This is a genomic window from Thermoactinomyces intermedius (assembly GCF_013912365.1).
In the GTDB taxonomy this organism is placed as follows: domain Bacteria; phylum Bacillota; class Bacilli; order Thermoactinomycetales; family Thermoactinomycetaceae; genus Thermoactinomyces; species Thermoactinomyces intermedius.
The window spans coordinates 1-3,366 of record NZ_JACETT010000079.1; the positions used below are offsets into that span (position 1 = coordinate 1).

Here is a 3,366-nt window from a genome sequence, read left to right on the forward strand (position 1 = left end):
CTCTTATTTACCACATAATTTCCCCACTTTATCTTTAATTCTACTTTTTGTGCGATTAAACTAATCACATAATTTACATTATATGTCTAACAATCTATTCTTTTTTATGATATACTCGTCATATAATGTTATTTTTCGAAGTGATTATTTGCTCTTCGAATCCTTTTAAACTCGTCGTATAAGTGAAAGGGTGAAAAAGATGCTCAACGAGTATGTCACTTATCTTCAAGAAAAGGGAGCTTCCCCGAACACGATCATCTCCTACACGAATGACTTGAATATCTTCTTCAACGATTTACATATTCGTCCAGGTGATTACGTCACGACGGCCGATATTCGCAAATGGATCCAGCAAATGTTGAATCCGGCGGAAGGGAAACCGTTGGCCATTTCCACGATCAATCGCCGGCTCAATTCGCTGCGGAGCTTTTATGCGTGGGCGGTCGAACATTACAAGCTCGAACAGAACCCAATGAAAGATATCCAGGATTTAAAATCGGCCGATGAAGATAACGAAAAAATTATGTGGCTAACGGAAGAAGAATTCGAGGACTTATTGCATCGGATGCGGAAAAAACCGGTGCAAAGCCGGGGAGTTGATCCCGAGGAGAAATATCGCCGGGACCGTGCGGTGGTGTATTTGCTTACCTATGCGGGATTGCGAGTGGAAGAGTTATCCAATTTAAAATTAACGGACTTAGATTTAGAGATGAAACGAATTCGAATCGTGGGAAAAGGGATGAAGGTAAGAACAGTGCCGATCTCGAATATCTTACTGGCGGAACTCGAGGATTGGTTGCAATTTCGCGCGGAAATGGCGAAAAAGAAACCGCATGTGGCCGAATCGCCATATGTCTTTTACAGCCAGCGCTCACCGAAGTTTTCCGTAAGGGGCATTCAGCGAATGATTGAAAGCTACAGCCTGCCGAATAAAAAACTGACGCCCCATATGTTCCGGCATACGTTTTGTAAGTGGATGTTAAAGGCGACGAACAACGACATTGAGAAAGTGCGGCGGCTTGCCGGCCACAGTAATATCGCCACAACGTCCCGATACTTAAAAGACAGCTATAGTGATTTGGCGGATGCTGTAGAGGCGTTGCCGAAGTTTTAATCTGAATCATTTCATTCCATAAGGGAGGAAACCGATCGATGATGGATTCATTGCAAATCATTGACAGGTATTTTGGAGACAATGCGTTTTACATGCGTAGTATTGTCGGATCTCCATTGGCTAGCCGTTTCAAAGCCGCCGGATTGCGTTCCTTGGTACGATTTAGTTGATTGAAAATGAATCTTTTTTGTTCACTATGGGTTCAAATAACATGATCCATGTCCTCGTGGAGTTGAATCGGCGACTGAAGCAGAAACTGTTTATGATTACGGGTAATTTGGCTAGTTGAGCGTTAAGACTCAACTAGCACCACGAGTATGATTATAAGTTTTTCTTTGAAAAGATTCGGATTGATATGAGCATTGAAATCGATGCCATCAAAACGGCTATAACAAAAGGTATCCAAACCTTTATAGATTGGGGTATTGGTAAGTCAATATTGAAAATATTATTATTTTGATACCATTCAATAATAGTTGGCAGCGTAAACGGAGTTAAAAAGATCATAATGAAAAAAATATATTTTGTTTTTTCATACCCAAATTTGGTTTGAACAGGAATTAATATACTGAAAAAAACAGAAATAATAAGAAGAGCTACTCCTACACTATAAATACTTAACCGTGTTAATCCATATGATGCACCAATCGCTGCAGCAAGATTATATAAAAGAAAGCACGCAATAAAAATCACGAGAATAAATACGTATTTTGCTTTAATAACACCATTTCGAGTATGTGGAGTTATACAAAGGAGAGCTGATCCTTTATATTTATCTTCTTGAAGCGAAATCATATTAAACAAAATATATTCCACAAATAAAACAGTAATAAGAAAACTTATAAAGCTGCCGTTACTTAATCCTAATTTTGAATTGATAAATATAGGTGCTACAATTGCAAAAATAAGCATAACCAATAGATACTTTTTTGCCAAAATTAAATCTTTTTTAACGAGATGAAGTAACAATTTTATCCCTCCTTTACATAAGCCAACATTACATCTTCAATGGTGGGTCTTTCTATAATAATATCTTTCATTTGCTCACAAACTTGGTCTACTTTATTAGTAATTCCTTGGAATCCAAATGGTGTTTGACGTAATCTTAAAAATAATTTAGTCGAGTGTTCATTTATTAAACTATTATCACCTTTTATCAAAGCGTGTCTTTCTAATAGTTCGTCTTTACTTTCATTGAATACGATTTCGCCATTGTCGATTAGAATAAGCATATCTGCTACTTTCTCTAAATCAGATGTAATATGAGTAGAAAAGAAAACACTTTTCCCCTCTTCCTCCATGAAATCTAAAAGTATTTCCATTAACTCATTACGAATTAATGGATCAAGCCCACTTGTTGGTTCATCCATTATTAATAAATCCGCATGGTGAGATAGAGCTAAAGTAATAGCAAATTTCATACGCATACCTTTCGATAAAGTGGCAATTTTCTGGTCTAATTTTAAATTGAAACGATTTATGTAGTTTAAGAAAACAGATTCATCCCAATTCGTATATGCCGGGGCAATAATACTCTTCATTTCTTTCAATGTCATCTCTTCATAAAAATAGCCTTCGTCTAAAACTACACCAATGCGATTTTTTATTTCGTATTCATTTTTTTCTATCTCTTTGCCAAAAAATTTAATGCTACCGTCATCTTTTGGATAAAGTCCAAGAATGGTTTTAATTGTTGTTGTTTTCCCAGAACCATTTACACCGATAAATCCTGTTATGCAGCCTTCCTTTAGTGAAAAAGTTAATTGTTCTAAGCTGAAACTACCTAACTCTTTTTTTAAGTTATTTACCTCTAAAACGGCTTTCATCATTCATCATCCTCTTCAAAAATGATATCCATCATTGAGTAAAGTTCTTCTTTATTTATTCCAAGAGTTTTAGCCATTTGCCACACTTCTGAGAGTTTTTTTTCCACCAGATGCCTTTTAAATTCCGATAACATTTCCATGTTTTCAGACGCTACAAATGACCCCTTTCCTACAATAGTTACAATAAAGCCTTCTTTCTCTAACTCTTCATATACTCTTTTCGTTGTAAGAACACTAACATGCAAATTATTTGCTAATGAACGAATGGAAGGTAGTTTTTCTCCTTCTTTTAATTCTTGACGGAGAATGGCATCTTTAATTTGATCTTTTATTTGTTGATATAAAGGTTGTTCGGAACCGTTTTTAATAATTATTTTCATAGAAAAAACCTCTTTTAACTGTATATGTATTACATATACACTATAT

The 3,366-nt window shown here is 35.7% G+C and carries 4 protein-coding genes; 1 reads left to right on the plus strand and 3 read right to left on the minus strand.

Annotated elements, in window-relative coordinates; genetic code table 11:
- The first annotated feature begins 199 nt into the window (after positions 1 to 199).
- Entirely contained in the window at positions 200 to 1,114 is a 915-nt protein-coding gene (locus H1R82_RS14060) for a tyrosine-type recombinase/integrase (RefSeq protein ID WP_099233685.1), read from the plus strand.
- Positions 1,115 to 1,435: 321 nt separating this feature from the next.
- Here H1R82_RS14060 and H1R82_RS14065 read toward each other — a convergent pair whose 3' ends face one another.
- From H1R82_RS14065 to H1R82_RS14075, 3 genes are read right to left on the minus strand one after another with little or no spacing between them, the layout of a single operon-like run.
- Positions 1,436 to 2,083 (minus strand): ABC-2 transporter permease, encoded by a 648-nt coding sequence (locus H1R82_RS14065; RefSeq protein WP_108438106.1) that lies wholly within the window; start codon positions 2,081 to 2,083, stop codon positions 1,436 to 1,438.
- Positions 2,084 to 2,085: 2 nt separating this feature from the next.
- Positions 2,086 to 2,940, minus strand: coding sequence for an ABC transporter ATP-binding protein (locus H1R82_RS14070; RefSeq protein ID WP_108438107.1), 855 nt, complete (start codon positions 2,938 to 2,940; stop codon positions 2,086 to 2,088).
- Positions 2,940 to 3,320 (minus strand): GntR family transcriptional regulator, encoded by a 381-nt coding sequence (locus tag H1R82_RS14075; RefSeq protein WP_061579874.1) that lies wholly within the window; start codon positions 3,318 to 3,320, stop codon positions 2,940 to 2,942. The genes H1R82_RS14070 and H1R82_RS14075 overlap by 1 nt, the downstream gene beginning before the upstream one ends.
- Positions 3,321 to 3,366: the final 46 nt, after the last annotated feature.